Source organism: Paraburkholderia piptadeniae, assembly GCF_900007165.1.
In the GTDB taxonomy this organism is placed as follows: domain Bacteria; phylum Pseudomonadota; class Gammaproteobacteria; order Burkholderiales; family Burkholderiaceae; genus Paraburkholderia; species Paraburkholderia piptadeniae.
The window spans coordinates 1-500 of the sequence record NZ_CYGY02000188.1; the positions used below are offsets into that span (position 1 = coordinate 1).

A 500-nucleotide genomic window follows, 5' to 3' on the forward strand; every position below is an offset into this window, starting at 1 on the left:
CACTCAGTTCCATGTCTCTGTCATAACCCCGTGCTCATTCAATCCAGTGATGATGCACATTCATTCCATCTTATTGAGGGATGAAAGTCTAGTGCTGAAAATACTCACATGGCTCGCGCATTCGACGCGCCGTCGGTGCGCGCCAGAGCAACGCGTACTGGATATCGGAGACACATTCATGCGGCAGATGGACCTGAAGATTGCTATCGTCGGCGCCGGCATCAGCGGCCTTACGCTTGCGCTCGCGCTGCGCGAGCATGGAATCGATGCGCAACTCTACGAGCAGACCGACGAGTTGCGCGAGGTGGGAGCGGTCGTCGCGCTCTCGGCCAACGCGACGCGCTTTTACGAGCGCATGGGACTACGTCCGGCCTTCGAAAAGGTCTGCGCGGAGGTACCTGGCCTTATCTATCGCGACGGGCGCAGCGGTGCAGTCATCGGCCATCATCGCGGCGCACCCAACTATCGCGAGCAGTTCGGCGGTTCATACTGGGGCATTA

At 58.8% G+C, this 500-nt stretch carries 1 protein-coding gene; it reads left to right on the forward strand.

Annotated features, from left to right (window positions below):
- Positions 1-178 precede the first annotated feature (178 nt).
- Positions 179-500 (forward strand): FAD-dependent oxidoreductase (locus BN2476_RS44245; RefSeq protein WP_160111890.1); only part of this gene is annotated, 322 nt, incomplete at its 3' end.